Origin of the sequence: Bacillus sp. FSL K6-0268, from assembly GCF_038005425.1 — a bacterium.
GTDB classification, from domain to species: Bacteria; Bacillota; Bacilli; order Bacillales; family Bacillaceae_G; genus Bacillus_A; species Bacillus_A thuringiensis_S.
The window spans coordinates 1,231,316-1,247,536 of the sequence record NZ_JBBOTF010000001.1 but is presented as its reverse complement, the minus strand read 5'-3'; the positions used below and the strand labels follow the sequence as shown (position 1 = coordinate 1,247,536).

Here is a 16,221-nt window from a genome sequence, read left to right as displayed (position 1 = left end):
TAGGAGTTTCACTTTATTAAAAAACGTCTCAAAGAACAATGTAGTTCTTTGAGACGTTTTCTTTAAACTCACATTTTCAAGATTAAATAACTGTATCAAAGCCATCTGATTTAGGTAGAGAACCTGCTTTTTTCATAAGCACTTCCCATAAGTGTACGGATGTCTTCCATTCTGCTGCAGCCTGCCCCTGTTGATATATAGCGTTCTCATAACTGGCAGTAAGTTGTTGCATATCGGCCGATTTGTAAAGTGTATCGATATGGAGAGCGTATTCTCGGAATGTTTGACTTTCACCCCGTGGTATGCCAATTCTCGCAAATTGTTTTAAAAGTGCACCGTAAGCTTTTTGATAAACAGCATCATCTTTTCGGTATCTATAGAAATGAATAATAAGAAATGTCATCCATTTCATTCTAGTGATAAAGAGAATGTATCCCACAATACTAATTAGTATCGTAGAGAGGAATACGTACCACCAAGAAAAACTAGTTTTAGAATTTGTGACCTTTTTAGTAGAAGCTTCTTCTGTATGTTCTATTAAACTTTTAAGTTTTGCTTCATTATTTCGTTGGTGTATTTGCTCGTTATTAGAATTATTTGCTTCGCTATTTTGTGAAATAGGAGCAGGCGTATTATTTATAAAATTATAGGGATTGGTAAATCCTTTTGTTGGTTCGAATGGAATCCATCCGTATCCTGGGAAATATACTTCGACCCAAGAGTGTGCGTTATCGTTCGTGATTGTATAAACATCCGCACCTTCTGCAGAGGCAAGTGTATTGTCAAGAGTTCCTTCTGTATAGCCTTTTACCCAGCGAGCAGGAATCCCGGCAGAACGAAGTAGTACAATCATAGACGTCGAAAAATTATTACAGTAGCCGCTTTTTGTATCGAAAAGGAATTGATCTACATAATCTTGGCTTTTGGCAGGAAATAAGACATTCGTTGATTCGTATGTAAAAGAGTTGTCTGTGAAGTAATTTTCAATAGCTAATACTTTATCATATCGGTTGTCTTTATCATTTGTAAGATTGGCAGCCAAGTCTTTTACGCGCTGTGGTAATGACTCGGGAAGTTGTGTGTACTTTGTCATAAAATAAGGATTTGTTTCTTGACCTTCATTTGTTTTTACAGCTTTCAAGTTTTCTATGGAAAACTCAGGGATCTCATATGTTACTTTATACGAATGTAAAGTAGTAGAAGAGTCTCCATTCATTGTATAAATTTTTTCTGAAAACGAGTTAACACTGTATGATACATCAGAAGAAGCCTCAACTGATACTAATCCTGCTGGATAGGTAAGGTGAGGATAACTTTTTAGCATGGTAATTGTTGCCTCAGTCGTTTCCGTTTTTGTATTTTGTTCGTACCAGCTTACGACGTCGTTTTTATTTTTAAAAGAAACCTTTTTCGGATTTTCAGAAATTTCCCAGCCTTTTCCTGTATAAAAATCTTTTGTTTCTACTCGCCAATATTGTTTGTTTTGCGTTCGTGCTGTGAAAACAATTGTAGGATCCGCCTTAAAAGGACCACCTAATCGCGAGTCATCTAAACCATACCCAATTGTAGAAACTTTTTGTTCTTTACTTGCTTCAGATGTGTTGAATTTTAAAAAATCCATTGGGTTTGGCCATTGAGGGCCAAATTTTGGAGCAAAGTATGCGATGGTTGCTAATAATACAATAAATATTGTAAGTGGTCTAAGTAATTTTGAGATTTCCCTAGCATAATTTTGTAAGTGTTCGCGCTCTTTTATTCGTTCTACTTGAAGAAGACTAAGCATAAAAAAGCCGATGACAACAGTACGAATAATAGCGTAGTTTGCAGTGTATAAATGTAAGTTATGAAAAGTTGCGATATAAATAATAGTCAATACAAGAAATAAAAACCCACGTTTTTTATGAATAATCCAAAATGAAGTGAAAGAACTCAAAAACCAAAATGAGAGAAAAAATAAAACCGTCGGAAAAACTGGAGAAATATCTAGTAAATTCCCTTGGAAAAATAGGGAGGAATTTCGAGACATATCAGAAAAGAGTGTTGTTAGCCAAGATGGATTTATAAAAGCATTTTTATAATATAGGGAATGAATGATAAATAGGACTGTGACAATTTTTATTGGAATCTGCCACCTCGTTTGAAAAAAAGAGAGAGCGAAGCAAATTCCTATAAATGTTACGAAAATATCTAATCTACCTACATTTGTAATACCTATAAGAGGTCTTATCCATTCTAGTAAAAGAAGAAATACACATGCATGCATGCATGAAGAATTTGTTCGTATCCCACTTGTATTTTGCTTGTAATGTTATCATTTGCTCACCTGTTATGAAGTGACCTTTGTCAATAGTTTTTCACCCATAATATTTTTCTTGATGGCATACAAAAGCTTCAGAAATAAGATCTATCGACAGTTAACCACTCTGTTATTCGTGGATTGGTTACCTCAGGTTAATGGTTCGTCGTTAGGCTCTTATAATCTCACTGCGTGGATCACACCTTTTCAAATTCTAATAAATAGCTTGTTTATCAGAATTTCAGCCATGCCAGAAGAGGTGAGTCATAGATAGCCAGACCTGTAATTCACTATCTCTGAAGCTCATCTATGCCATCAATTGATACCTTTGATTTCTAACTATGAATCAATCAACTTCATATCCTTCCCTCTTTATTTTCGGTGAATTTTACCTGTTTCTAATCCCCATATAAAACACCCCAGTTCTCTTGCGATAGCTGTAACGGCAACATTTCTAGGCTTCCCTTGATATATCATGCGATAATATTTTCTTTGTAACCTTTCTACAGCCTGATCCGCATAAGCAATCACTTCGCTTCGTTGCCCTTTTTGTCTTGCTTTCACTCGCTTCGATTTTAATCCGATTGCTCCTTTTACCAACGCATTTGCACATTCTACAAGAGTAGACCTAACGGTCGAATTTCCTTGTTTTGTAATCGAACGTCGACTGATTTTCTCTCCACTTGAGCTTTCGCTTGGCGTCAATCCTACATAAGCCATAAATGCTTTAGCCGTGGGAAAACGAGTGAAGTCTGCAATTTCCACATGAACAGTCATTGCCGATGTTGTATCTATACCTTTTAAGCATCTTAACTTTGCGATTGGTTCTTCGTACCTTTCACGATGAGATAATTCTTCTAATCTCAAACTGAACCGCTCAATTTTATCGACTAGAACATCATACTGTAATAGGTATTCGCCTAACGTTTCTTTGAATAATCCTTGTAGATCAAGATTCTTTAACCATTTCATATAAGCGATTGTCCAGCTTGATTTCCCTTCATACACATAGCCATGTCTTAAAAGGAATGCTTTTATCTGTTGTTTTATTTTTTTCAAAGATGTTTTAAAATCACCTAACATGCGGATATACTCTTTCACGGCAACATCCTCTTCTTCTGGAACATATACTTCTTTATAGGTGCCATTTGCTAAATTAAGAGCAATCATTTTGGCATCGAATTTATCATTTTTCACCATTTTGTTTTTTGATGAACTGTACATTGTTGTGGGAGCTAAAATATCACAATCAATTCCATTTTGTTCAAGAAGATTATGAAGTGAATACCCTAAACAACCAGCCTCATATCCAGCTTTAATTTTTATATCTTCACCATATTTTGTTTTCAGTTTCTCAACGAATTTTTTTACGAGAGATACATTTGAAGCACATCGTGCTTCTCTTACAATTTCCCCAGTTGTTCCGTGTAGTGCACATAAGCTAAAACTTTCCTTGTGGACATCCATCCCAATATATATTATATTTTCCATAGTGGCCTCCTATTATCATAGGGTATAACCCCATTCATAATGTTTTCATTCATTATTATGGGTTAAAATCCCTGACTTGATAATCTAGGAGGTCACTTCATATTATCTCAAAAAACACGTTTGTATACCGGTTTTCATAAACCGTGTTTACAAATATTTGTCGTTTTTTTAGAGTTTCTAATATACTGAGTTCTCGGTGTGAAAGTTGATTCGCTTTTTCTTTCACGACAAAAATCATACATTTTCTATTTCTTATAGCAGCACAATCAGCCGCCTTTTGAATATCGGGAGAAAGATTATTTGTCACGAGTATAACCGTGACGGGCTCATAAATTTTTCTTAGTTCTATTTCTACACTCTGGGAGAGCGGGAATACACTGTCTGCTTGTACTTTTGCTAAATGACAAAGGATTTGTTGTAACTGCGTATCTCCATTATCTAAAGGGAAAATAGTTTGTTCTTTTCCGATAGACACGAATGATGCTGGTGAATTTTGTTTCAAGACAGCCCTTACGATAGAGGCAGTAAATGTGACGACTGATTCGAATAGAGGAGACTCGGTTCTGTCTATGAATATCATGATATTATGGCTGCGCTGTTGTTCAAACTCTTTTGTCATAATATTGTTTGTTCGTGCAGTTGCTTTCCAATCAATCCATGAAAAGCGATCTCCAGGTTTATAGTCTCTGACACCGACAGAGATTGTAGAGTCTTTTGCAGAATTTATATTTGCTGAAAGCGCTCCTTGTTCGAAATGATTTTCCAATTGTCGATACGCTATATCTACATACTGGGGATAGACTAAAAATGTATCTGGAACTGAAAAAGTTACTTCTTTCTCCATCATGCCGAATAAATCGCCAGTTTTGACACGAACGCTTGAAAAAGTGTGCTCGCCTCTAGGGATTGTGTCAATAACATATTGAAACGAAATATTTCGTTTCAATCCTGGGAAGAGTACTACCTTATTCATCTTTGTTTGTTTACAACTTATAAATTGTGGTGGCAGTTCATCTTCTATAACTAAATAAAGTAAGGGAAAAGGAAATTTTCTTTTTATTGTAATCGTGCTTACAAATTGTTCTCCTACTACATATCCATTTTGGTTTGTTGTTCGTTTTACTTCAGCGTCCCGTAAAGCGTAGAAGGGGAGTAGTAGTGAATAAAGAGCAATGGGAATTGTGCTGTAAAATAAAAACCAACTTACAAACCCTCCTTGAAACATAGCGTACACAAATGTTAAGACTAGGCATAAAGGGAGTAGCAATAACTTCATAACGTGATATAGCGCTCGCAGCATTTGTTTCATCAAGGGTTCATCGTCCTTTGAGTCGGCACGGTAGTTCGTGCAACGATTTTTGCGATAACTTGTTCTCCTGTTATCCCTTCAAATTTTGCTTCCATTTTTAGAATGATCCTATGCGCTAAAACGTAAGGAGCTAAAAATTTAACATCGTCTGGAATAACATAATTTCTGCCATGGATAAATGCATAAGCTTGTGAAGCTTTCATTAAAGCAATTGAGCCACGTGGACTTGCTCCTAGCTGTATAGAGCTATACGTACGAGTCTGATTAACAAGCTTTACAATGTAATGCTTAATTGCTTTGTCCATACTTACTACCCGTACGCTTTGTTGTAAATAAAGTAATTCTTCTATTGTAGTAATGGCCTGTAATTGAGAGAGTGGATTTGTTTTTTCCATCCGGTTTAAAATTTCAAATTCTTCTTCTGGTGTAGGATATCCCATTTTTAGTTTCAATAAGAAACGATCGAGCTGAGCTTCTGGTAGAGAATATGTTCCTTCATATTCGACCGGATTTTGTGTAGCCATGACAAAGAACGGCTTTGGTAAAGGCCTTGTAATGCCATCTATTGTAATATTGCCTTCTTCCATACATTCAAGTAAAGCAGATTGTGTCTTAGGAGATGTACGATTAATTTCATCAGCAAGTACAAAATTCCCCATAATTGGTCCAGGCTTGAACTCAAATTGGAGCTCTTTCGGATTATAAATAGAAACTCCTGTTACATCTGATGGCAGTAAATCAGGTGTAAATTGAATTCGCTTGTAATCCGCATCAATGGATTTAGAAAGAGCACGTACTAGCATTGTTTTGCCGACACCAGGAACATCTTCTAATAGCACATGACCTTCAGCTAAGAGAGCTGTCAAAGCTAAGATTGTTTCTTTTCGTTTTCCGACCATTATTTTTTCAATATTATTGATTATTTTTTCTACAGTGGGATGTAATGAATCAAGCTGGGGCATCGTAATCCTCCTAATTTTATTATCGTTTTCTAATCTATTTAGTGGACAAATTTATAATTATATTTGCAGGTAGTAAAAATTTTGTCATTAATTCTAAGAATATTCAGAATATTTATTTCGATTACATCTAGTATAATTGTTTCCGTAACTAAGGGCAATACAGTAAATAATGATTTGTAGTTTTATGTAAAATATGTCTGGATATAAAATAGTATTGTTAAAGAAAAAATTCCTTATATACAATTTCTAAACTCTTTCTTATGGCAGTTTTGAAATAATATCAAAACTCTTTTTTATATATTTATAAAGAAAAACGTAGGAATTTCTCCTGCGTTTTTCTTTTGCAAAATAGTCGATACCTCAAAATACCATTCTCCTAATAATCACGATTAATCATAACCCTTCAAAACGGAATAAAAGATTTTCTCACAAACTTATTTTCTACTGAATTTTTGACAATCTCTTGAACTGTGCGAAATGTCACATCTGTATTTTACAACCTCTCTTATAGTAAGGGTATGTAAGAGAGACGTATTAAAGGAGTGAACAGTATGAAGAAGAAACCTTCAGCACTAATGAGACGTTTAAAATATTTTTCACCAATAGATCGTTATAACGATAATCATACTCAAGAAACATATGAAGATCGTGAATGGGAGAATGTGTACAGAAAGCGTTGGCAGCATGATAAAGTAATTCGTTCTACACATGGTGTGAACTGTACTGGTTCATGTAGCTGGAATATATATGTGAAAGATGGAATCGTAACTTGGGAAGGACAGGAGCTTAACTATCCAACTACAGGTCCAGATATGCCTGATTTTGAACCACGAGGATGTCCGCGTGGAGCGAGTTTTTCTTGGTATATTTATAGTCCACTTCGTGTGAAATATCCGTATGTACGTGGTGTTCTTTGGAGTATGTGGCAAGAGGAATTACAAAATAACAAGTCACCACTAGATGCTTGGAAAAGCATTGTGGAAAACCCTGAAAAAGCACGCAAGTATAAGCAGGCACGTGGTAAAGGGGGATTCATTCGTGCGAATTGGGATGAAGTGTTACAACTTGTTTCTGCTTCATTACTCTACACAGTAATGAAATACGGTCCAGACCGAAATGTTGGTTTTTCACCAATTCCAGCTATGTCGATGTTAAGTCATGCTGCTGGTAGTCGTTTTATGCAACTTATGGGCGGGCCAATGCTTAGTTTCTATGATTGGTACGCAGATTTACCACCAGCTTCTCCTCAAATTTGGGGCGATCAAACAGATGTACCAGAAAGTAGTGACTGGTATAACTCTGGTTACATTATGACATGGGGTTCAAATGTACCGATGACGAGAACACCAGATGCTCACTTTTTAGCAGAGGTTCGATATAAAGGAACGAAAGTCGTTTCTGTCAGTCCTGACTTCGCTGAATCTACAAAGTTTGCCGATGATTGGATTAGTGTAAAACAAGGTACAGATGGTGCACTTGCGATGGCAATGGGGCATGTGATCTTACAAGAGTTTTACGTAGATAATCAAGTGGAATATTTCACAAAGTATGCGAAGCAATATACTGATTTTCCTTTCTTTGTCACATTGAAACAAAAAGGAGATCAATTCGTTGCTGATCGTTTCTTAAACGCTTCTGATATTGGACGCGAAACGAAGTTAGGAGAATGGAAGCCTGTTCTTTGGAACGAGAATACGAATGATTTTGCAACACCTCAAGGCACAATGGGCTCACGTTGGGATAACGAAAAGAAATGGAACTTGCGTTTAGAAGATGAAGAAACAGGTGAAAAGATTGACCCACGTCTTTCTTTACTTGGAATGGAAGAATCGATTGGAACTGTACAAATTCCGTACTTCTCTGATGATGGAAACAAAGTATTAGAACGTACAATTCCAGTGAAAAAGGTTATGACAGAAGAAGGCGAAGTGTTCGTTACAACTGTATACGACTTAACGTTAGCAAATTACGGCGTGAACCGAGGGCTTGGCGGACAAGAGCCGAAAGACTTCAATGATGATGTACCGTTTACACCTGCATGGCAAGAGAAAATGACAGGAGTGAAACGAGAACTAATTATTCAAATCGCTCGTGAGTTCGCACAAAATGCCGTTGATACAAATGGTCGCTCGATGATTATTGTTGGAGCTGGTATTAACCATTGGTTTAATTCTGATACGATTTATCGCGCAGTTTTAAATCTTGTTCTTCTAGTTGGAGCACAAGGAGTAAACGGCGGGGGATGGGCGCATTATGTTGGGCAAGAAAAATTACGACCAGCAGAAGGATGGCAAACAATCGCGATGGCAAAAGATTGGCAAGGGCCACCGAAATTACAAAATGGTACATCTTTCTTCTATTTCGTAACAGATCAATGGCGCTATGAAGATACACCGGTTGGACATCTAGCATCACCAGTAGAAGGCAACTCTCGTTATCAACATCACGGTGATTACAACGTATTAGCGGCACGACTTGGCTGGCTACCTTCGTATCCGACATTCGAGAAAAATGGGATTGAATTATATAAAGAAGCTGTTGCTGCTGGTGCAACAACGCAAGAAGAAATCGGAAAATATGTTGCACAAAGATTAAAAGAAAAAGAACTAAAATTTGCGATTGAAGATCCAGATAACAAAAACAACTTCCCGCGCAACTTATTCGTATGGCGTGCGAACTTAATTTCAAGTTCTGGTAAAGGACACGAATATTTCTTAAAACATTTATTAGGTACAACAAACGGGTTAATGAATGACGATAGTGATTCATTACGACCAGAAGAAATTAAATGGCATGAAGAAGCACCAGAAGGGAAGTTAGATTTACTCATTAACTTAGATTTCCGTATGGCTGGAACAGCGCTTTATTCTGATATCGTCTTACCTGCTTCAACTTGGTACGAAAAACATGATTTAAGTAGTACAGATATGCATCCATTTGTGCATCCATTTAATCCAGCAATCGGTTCACCGTGGGAAGCGCGCTCTGACTGGGATATTTTCACTTCACTTTCTAAAGCTGTGTCAGATTTAGCGAAGAAAATTGATCTTGAACCAATGAAAGAAGTTGTTGCAACGCCACTTCTTCACGATACACCGCAAGAATTAGCGCAACCACTTGGCAAGATTAAAGATTGGAGCAAAGGTGAGTGTGAGCCAATACCAGGTAAAACAATGCCACAAATTCATGTTGTTGAAAGAGATTATAAAACAATTTATGACAAAATGACTTCGTTAGGACCAAATGCGGGAAAACAACCGATTGGTACGAAAGGGATTTCTTGGTCCGCAGAAAAAGAGTATGAGCAATTAAAGAGTCGATTAGGAGTTGTTCGAACGGATTCTATTGCAAAAGGTTGCCCAGACATAAAAGAAGCAATCAATGCTGCTGAAGCGGTATTAACACTTTCTTCTACAACAAATGGTCATATGGCTGTAAAAGCATGGGAAGCACTTGAAAAACAAACGGATTTAAAATTACGTGATTTAGCAGAAGAACGTGAAGAAGAATGCTTCACATTTGAACAAATTACAGCGCAGCCAAAAACAGTAATTACTTCTCCGGCCTTTACAGGTTCTGAAAAAGGTGGACGTCGTTACTCACCGTTTACAACAAATGTGGAACGCCTCATCCCTTGGAGAACAATCACTGGACGACAATCTTTCTACTTAGATCATGACATGATGAAAGAATTTGGTGAAACGATGGCAACGTTTAAACCGATTCTGCAACATAAACCGTTCCGTAAATCACGACCTGAAGTAGAAGGAAAAGAGATTACGTTAAATTATTTAACGCCGCATAATAAGTGGTCCATTCATAGTATGTATTTCGATTCATTACCGATGTTAACGCTGTTTAGAGGTGGTCCAACTGTTTGGATGAATAAAGAGGATGCTGAAGAATCTGGTGTAGCAGATAATGATTGGATTGAGTGCTTTAATCGTAACGGTGTTGTTGTAGCCCGTGCTGTTGTAACGCATCGTATACCGAGAGGAATGGCGTTTATGCACCATGCACAAGATCGTCACATTAACGTACCTGGTACGAAATTAACAAGTAACCGCGGGGGAACGCATAATAGTCCAACTCGAATTCACGTAAAACCGACACATATGATTGGTGGATATGGTCAATTAAGTTATGGATTTAACTATTACGGCCCGACTGGGAACCAGCGTGACTTAAACGTTGTAATTCGCAAACTGAAGGAGGTAGATTGGCTTGAAGATTAAAGCACAAGTCGGAATGATAATGAATCTAGATAAATGCATCGGCTGCCATACTTGTAGCGTAACGTGCAAAAACACCTGGACAAATCGTCCAGGTGCTGAATATATGTACTTCAATAACGTAGAAACGAAGCCTGGAATTGGTTATCCGAAACAATGGGAAGATCAGGAGAAATATAAAGGCGGTTGGGAATTGAAAAATGGTGAAATTCAGCTGAAATCTGGTTCGAAAATGAAACGTCTTATGAACATTTTCCACAATCCAGATCAACCAACAATTGATGATTATTTTGAACCTTGGAATTATGATTATGAAACGTTAACAAATAGTCCGCAACGTAAGCATCAACCAGTTGCTCGTCCGAAATCAGCAATTACAGGCGAATTTATCGACAAAATTGAATGGGGTCCAAACTGGGAAGATGATTTAGCAGGCGGACATATAACAGGATTGCAAGATCCGAACGTAAAGAAAATGGAAGAAGAAATTAAAACAGATTTTGAAAACGTCTTTATGATGTATTTACCACGCATATGCGAACATTGTATGAATCCCTCGTGCGTATCATCTTGTCCATCTGGTGCGATGTATAAACGTGAAGAAGATGGGATTGTTCTTGTCGATCAAAATGCATGTCGCGCATGGAGATTCTGCGTATCATCTTGTCCATATAAAAAAGTGTATTTTAACTGGCAAACGAATAAAGCTGAAAAATGTACAATGTGTTTCCCACGTATTGAAGCGGGTATGCCAACGATTTGTTCGGAAACATGTGTAGGACGTATTCGGTATATTGGGGTAATGCTATATGACGCTGACAAAGTAAAAGAAGCAGCTTCTGTTGAAGACGAAAAAGATTTATATGAATCTCAGCTTACTGTTTTTCTAGATCCAAATGATCCAGAAGTGGCAGCTGAAGCGAAAAAACAAGGAATTCCTGAAGAATGGATTAAAGCGGCGCAACAATCGCCAATTTATAAAATGATTATCGATTGGAAAATTGCTCTACCTCTTCACCCAGAGTATCGTACAATGCCAATGGTTTGGTATATCCCGCCGCTTAGCCCGATTATGAATATGGTGGAGGGAAAAGGTAGTAACTGGCAAGCAGAAGAGATTTTCCCTGCTATTGATAATATGCGTATTCCAATTCAATATTTAGCGAATTTACTCACTGCGGGGGATGAATCACACATTCGTCTTACATTGAAGAAAATGGCTGTTATGCGAACGCATATGAGAGCACTTCAAATTAATAAAGAGCCAAATGAAGCTGTATTAAAAGAACTTGGTTTAACGAAACAGGATGTAGAAGATATGTATCGTCTTCTTGCTATCGCGAAATATAAAGATCGCTTCGTTATTCCGACATCTCACCGTGAACAAGTGGCAGATTTATATAGCGAACAAGGAAGCTGTGGTTTATCATTCACAGGTGGTCCAGGCTCTTGTATGACAATTTCTTAAATAAAGGGGGCAGAAAATTATGAAACAAAGTTTACAAACAGCTTTTTCTTGTTCTTCTTTTCTTCTCTCCTATCCTGAACTAGGGTGGAGAGAAGCTTTAACTGAATTGCAAGAAGAGGTTGAAACAATAGAACAAGAAGACGTTAAAGCGTCACTTACAGGCTTTATAAAGCAAGCGCTAGATAAAACGAATGATCAATTCATTGATAGTTACGTATATACATTCGATTTTGGGAAGAAAACAAATATGTATCTTACTTATATGAACACTGGTGAACAAAGAGAAAGAGGTATTGAATTACTAGAGTTAAAACAACATTATAAAAAATCAGGTTTTAGCGTAACAGATAAAGAACTACCTGACTATTTACCACTTTTACTTGAGTTTTTTGCAAATGCAAATGAGCAAGACAGTGAACCAATTATGAGTAAATACACGGAAAATATACAAGCATTACATGTTCAATTAAAAGAAGCGGGTAGTATGTATGAACCAATTCTTGCGTCTGTGCTACTCGCTATCGAAACATGGGGTGTACAGACAAATTAGAAAGGAGCGTTGTCAAAATGATGGATCAATTTCTTTGGGTATTGTTTCCCTATATCATTTTTGCGATCTTTATCGGTGGACATATTTTTAGATACAACTATGATCAATTTGGATGGACATCAAAATCTAGTGAACTATTAGAAAAGAAGATGCTCCGGGTCGGAAGTCTATTATTCCACTTTGGGATCATGTTCGTAATTGGCGGCCATGTTATGGGGATTTTAATTCCAGAAGCTGTATATCGTTCAATAGGTATTTCTGAGCATATGTATCATGTAGTAGCAATTAGTTTTGGGCTTCCGGCAGGTATTGCTTCTATTATCGGTTTAATTATATTAACGTACCGCCGTGTAACAGTAAAGCGTATCATTGCAACGAGTACAAAGGGAGATTATATTGCGCTTATTTTATTACTTATCGTAATGCTAGCAGGACTTTCTTCAACATTTTTAAATATAGATTCAAAAGGATTTGATTATCGTACAACGATTGGCCCTTGGTTCCGAAGTCTCTTTATTCTCCAACCGAAAGTTGAATATATGATGGAAGTACCAGTATGGTTTAAAATTCATATTCTTGCAGGAATGGGTTTATTCGCAGTATGGCCATTTACAAGACTTGTACATGTATTTAGTGCCCCAATTAAATATGTAAGCCGTAGTTATGTAATTTACAGAAGACGTATTCCTAATGAGTTGAAAAAATAATACTGCTGTAAACGGATAGGAGCTAATGGTTAAAACGAAACGAGGTCTAATATGGAAGGCCTCGTTTTTGTTTATATAGGGAATAACCGTTAATAAGTAGCTTAAATTGAAAAAAGATTAGCATCTAAATAAGATGCTAATCAATGCTACAAACAGAGGCAGAGCAATCTTCACAAGCAATTTCACATTTTAAAAATTGTAAATCGTGGATTGTAATCTTTCCTTTATGAATAGAAATTGTACCTTGCTTTTTTAATTCATTTAACATTCGATTTACACTTTCACGTGAAGTTGCACAGAAATTAGCAAGTTCTTGATTCGTTAATGGTAAATCGATGAGAATCCCATTTTCTTTTAATACACCGTAACTATTTGTCATTCGTATAAGAGTAGAATACAGGGCACCTTTTTTGCCGTGTAATACTAAATCTCGGAACTTCGTTTGCATTCTTCTTAAATGTTCACTAATCCATTTCATAAATTCAAATACAAGTGCGGGTTTTTGGAGCAATGCTTTTTCTAAGGTTTCACGCTTTATAACCCCTACTTCAACATCTTCAAGGCATTTTGAATTTAATAAATACTTCGCATTGTCCGTGAATAATGTTAATTCTCCAATAATGTCGTATGCCGAACAAATACGGAGTGTTAATTCTTGCCCGTCAGCACTTAATTTACTAATTTGTACTTTTCCTGAGTGGATGATATAGAGCTCTGTTGCCTCCATACCTTCTTGAAAAATAAAACTACCTTTTTTAATTTGCATTTTATATTCAACAGATGCAAGTAATTCTTTTAAATCTTGAGATAATGTCATACTGTTTGCCACAGTGATCACCTTTCTTCTTATAAGCAATACATTTCCTATTTTGAGTGTAAGTATGATGAAAATGCAAGAGCTATTTTAAAAATACATTGAAATTTCAATGACCGTAAGGGGGAAGTGATTTTCAATTTTTAGTTTGAAAAATTCAATAGACAAAGTGGATGAGATTAAAGATGTGAACAAAATTCGAACGGATTTGTGAAGAATTTTTGAATGGGGAAAGTAATGTGAGAAAAGTCACATTGAATATGTAGCTTCTTTTTTATAATGAAGGCAAATAAAAAAATGAAAGCTTACTAAGGATTACAGCAGAAAAGAAGGGATATAGATGCACGAGAACATGAAAGATTCTTTAGAACGGCCACTTCAAGATTTACGTATTTCAGTTATTGATCGTTGTAATTTTAGGTGTACATACTGTATGCCTGCTGAAGTGTTCGGACCTGATTACGCTTTTTTACAGGAAGAGCTTTTATTAACGTTTGATGAAATAGAAAGATTAGCGAGATTATTTATAAGTCTGGGAGTCAATAAAATTAGGCTTACTGGCGGTGAACCGTTATTGCGTAAAGACTTACCGATGTTAATTGCAAGACTTGCAAAGCTAGAAGGCTTAAAAGATATTGGACTCACAACAAACGGTATTCATTTAGCAAAACAAGCAAAGGCGTTAAAAGAAGCGGGATTAAAACGTGTAAATATTAGTTTAGATGCGATAGAGGATTATGTCTTCAAAAAAATTAATGGACGAAATGTAAATACAAAACCTGTACTGAAAGGAATTGAAGCAGCAAAGGCTGCTGGATTAGAAGTAAAGGTAAATATGGTCGTAAAAAAAGGAATGAATGATAGTCAAATTCTTCGTATGGCTCGTTATTTTAAAGAACAAGACATTCAGCTCCGTTTTATAGAGTTTATGGATGTGGGCAGTACAAACGACTGGAACTTTGAACAAGTTATTACGAAGGAACAATTAATAGAGAAGATTAATCGCGTATATCCAGTTGAGCCCGCTCAGCCTCGTTACTTTGGAGAAGTTGCGAAATTGTATCGATATGTAGGGAGCGATGCAGAAGTTGGGTTTATTACTTCAGTATCTGAGTCATTTTGTTCTTCTTGTACGAGAGCTCGTATCTCGGCAGACGGCAAGTTTTTCACGTGTCTATTTGGAACGAAAGGAACGGATTTGCGAACGCTTCTTCGAGGAAATATTTCTGATGCATCACTATTAAAAATTTTACAACATACATGGCGATATAGAACAGATCGATATTCAGATGAAAGAACGGCGGAAAGTACAAATCAACGTCCAAAAGTTGAAATGTCCTACATTGGCGGATAGTGAGAGGAGGATTCCCTATGCAAGAGCGATATGCAAGGCAAATATTGTTTTCTGGAATTGGTGAAATAGGACAAAGAAAAATAAGAGAAAAGCATGTGCTCCTAATTGGTGCAGGTGCATTAGGAGCTGCGAATGCAGAAACACTCGTTAGGATGGGAATTGGGAAATTGACAATCGCTGACCGTGACTACGTGGAATGGAGTAATTTACAGCGGCAACAGTTATACATAGAAGAAGATGCGCAGCAATGCAAACCGAAAGCAATTGCAGCGGCAGAACATGTAAGGAAGATTAATTCTGAAGTAAAAATTGTACCAGTTGTAACGGATGTCACAATGCAAGAAATAGAAGAGTTAACAAAAGAAGTGGATCTCATCATAGATGCGACTGACAATTTCGATACGCGCCTACTTATAAATGACATTTCACAAAAAGAAAATATACCTTGGATATATGGTGGATGCATTGGAAGTTACGGTGTAACGTATACAATTCTTCCTGGGAAAACACCATGTTTTCGCTGTCTAATGGATCATCCTATGGGCGGTGCAACATGCGATACAGCCGGAATCATTCAGCCAGCTGTACAAATGGTCGTTGCTCACCAAGTAACAGAGGCGATGAAAATATTGGTGGATGATTATGAGTCGTTAAGAGGAACGATGTTATCATTTGATATTTGGAACAATCAATATCTTTCATTAAAAGTAAATAGACAGAAAAAAAGTACATGTCCATCTTGTGGGAAATCACGAACGTATCCAAGTCTAGCATTTGAAGCGCAGATGAAAACGGAAGTGCTATGCGGACGGAATACAGTTCAAATCCGTTCAGGAATAAAGAGAGATCTTAATTTAAACGAAATTCAAAAACGATTACAAAAAAGTGTACATGTCCAAAAAACGCCTTACTTACTATCATTTCTAATTGATGAATATCGTTTCGTTTTATTTACAGACGGTAGGGCATTTATTCATGGAACAAATGATGTGAAAATAGCAAAACGATTATACGCAAAATATATAGGATGAACAGAAA

General features: G+C 36.7%; 10 protein-coding genes and 1 pseudogene. 6 read left to right on the top strand and 5 right to left on the bottom strand.

Annotation, left to right across the window (positions count from 1 at the left end):
• Positions 1 to 82: 82 nt before the first annotated feature.
• From MHI28_RS06150 to MHI28_RS06135, 4 genes and pseudogenes are all read right to left on the bottom strand, one after another.
• Positions 83 to 2,315: pseudogene (locus MHI28_RS06150) on the bottom strand (transglutaminase TgpA family protein).
• Between the two features lie 353 nt (positions 2,316 to 2,668).
• The gene (locus tag MHI28_RS06145; protein WP_277548338.1) at positions 2,669 to 3,787 is read right to left on the bottom strand and encodes an IS110 family transposase; all 1,119 of its coding nucleotides are present in this window, start codon (positions 3,785 to 3,787) and stop codon (positions 2,669 to 2,671) included.
• A 97-nt stretch (positions 3,788 to 3,884) separates the two neighbouring features.
• A complete protein-coding gene (locus MHI28_RS06140; protein ID WP_340827689.1) occupies positions 3,885 to 5,096 on the bottom strand; it encodes a DUF58 domain-containing protein in 1,212 nt (403 codons plus the stop codon).
• The gene (locus tag MHI28_RS06135; RefSeq protein ID WP_001135802.1) at positions 5,096 to 6,058 is read right to left on the bottom strand and encodes an AAA family ATPase; all 963 of its coding nucleotides are present in this window, start codon (positions 6,056 to 6,058) and stop codon (positions 5,096 to 5,098) included. The genes MHI28_RS06140 and MHI28_RS06135 overlap by 1 nt, the downstream gene beginning before the upstream one ends.
• 551 nt (positions 6,059 to 6,609) lie before the next feature.
• On the opposite strand from MHI28_RS06135, the gene MHI28_RS06130 reads away from it, so the two are divergent.
• Genes MHI28_RS06130 through narI form a run of 4 tightly spaced genes read left to right on the top strand, consistent with a single transcriptional unit; the run spans position 6,610 to position 13,015 of the window.
• Positions 6,610 to 10,293, top strand: a complete 3,684-nt coding sequence (locus MHI28_RS06130) for a nitrate reductase subunit alpha (RefSeq protein ID WP_086412935.1) — start codon at positions 6,610 to 6,612, stop codon at positions 10,291 to 10,293.
• Positions 10,283 to 11,758, top strand: coding sequence for a nitrate reductase subunit beta (gene narH / locus MHI28_RS06125; RefSeq protein WP_000692656.1), 1,476 nt, complete (start codon positions 10,283 to 10,285; stop codon positions 11,756 to 11,758). The genes MHI28_RS06130 and narH overlap by 11 nt, the downstream gene beginning before the upstream one ends.
• A gap of 19 nt (positions 11,759 to 11,777) precedes the next feature.
• The gene (gene narJ, locus MHI28_RS06120; protein ID WP_000814226.1) at positions 11,778 to 12,308 is read left to right on the top strand and encodes a nitrate reductase molybdenum cofactor assembly chaperone; all 531 of its coding nucleotides are present in this window, start codon (positions 11,778 to 11,780) and stop codon (positions 12,306 to 12,308) included.
• A gap of 17 nt (positions 12,309 to 12,325) precedes the next feature.
• A complete protein-coding gene (gene narI, locus MHI28_RS06115; RefSeq protein WP_000969224.1) occupies positions 12,326 to 13,015 on the top strand; it encodes a respiratory nitrate reductase subunit gamma in 690 nt (229 codons plus the stop codon).
• A gap of 136 nt (positions 13,016 to 13,151) precedes the next feature.
• Here narI and MHI28_RS06110 read toward each other — a convergent pair whose 3' ends face one another.
• Complete coding sequence (locus tag MHI28_RS06110) at positions 13,152 to 13,844, bottom strand: Crp/Fnr family transcriptional regulator (protein WP_000013863.1); 693 nt, start codon at positions 13,842 to 13,844, stop codon at positions 13,152 to 13,154.
• Between the two features lie 325 nt (positions 13,845 to 14,169).
• On the opposite strand from MHI28_RS06110, the gene moaA reads away from it, so the two are divergent.
• Positions 14,170 to 15,183, top strand: coding sequence for a GTP 3',8-cyclase MoaA (gene moaA, locus MHI28_RS06105; RefSeq protein WP_000545009.1), 1,014 nt, complete (start codon positions 14,170 to 14,172; stop codon positions 15,181 to 15,183).
• A gap of 17 nt (positions 15,184 to 15,200) precedes the next feature.
• A complete protein-coding gene (locus MHI28_RS06100) occupies positions 15,201 to 16,214 on the top strand; it encodes a molybdopterin-synthase adenylyltransferase MoeB (protein WP_001158062.1) in 1,014 nt (337 codons plus the stop codon).
• Positions 16,215 to 16,221: the final 7 nt, after the last annotated feature.